This window comes from Halorubrum tibetense (assembly GCF_042661865.1).
Taxonomy (GTDB): domain Archaea; phylum Halobacteriota; class Halobacteria; order Halobacteriales; family Haloferacaceae; genus Halorubrum; species Halorubrum tibetense.
On sequence record NZ_JBHSWW010000674.1, the window covers coordinates 1 to 569 of the forward strand.

Here is a 569-nt window from a genome sequence, read left to right on the forward strand (position 1 = left end):
AAACTGGATAACTTCAGCATCGATCAGCAACCGCTCGAACAACTGATCAACAACACTCAGCTTAAGCACCAAGAATACCGCGATGATCGCTACGTCGCGGCGCTTGATGTTAACCACTACCAAGCCGCTCATCTGTTTTATTTGATGCGCGCGGTCACGCCGGGCAGCTATCAAGTGCCGTCGCCCTTGGTGGAAGATATGTATCGCCCCGAGCGCAGAGGCTTAGGTGAAACCTTTGATGCCATTACGATTAAAAACGTCGCGAAATAATATCACTAAGTCATGCAACTCATGAAAGTTTGGGGGCGGCGCATTAGCCGCCCAATGTATAGGCTCTTACCTAACCGCAGGTTGCAACAATTACTCCGTCGCAGCGCATTGCTGGGCGCAAGCTTGGTGCTTTTGTTATTCACTCTTGATCGATGCTTACCGTTACAGCTGCCGACCGACAATCAATTCTTTGCTCGCACCCTCGTCGATGAATCGGGCCGACCGCTGCGCGCCTTCGCCGATCAATACGGTATCTGGCGCTACCCCGTCACGCTCGAGCAGGTGTCGCCTAGCTACAT

Annotated in this window: 1 protein-coding gene; it reads left to right on the forward strand. The window is 52.5% G+C overall.

What is annotated here, in order from left to right:
* Positions 1–270: alpha-2-macroglobulin family protein (locus tag ACFQEU_RS17680; protein WP_379784275.1), on the forward strand; the 270-nt coding region annotated here is incomplete at its 5' end.
* Positions 271–569: the final 299 nt, after the last annotated feature.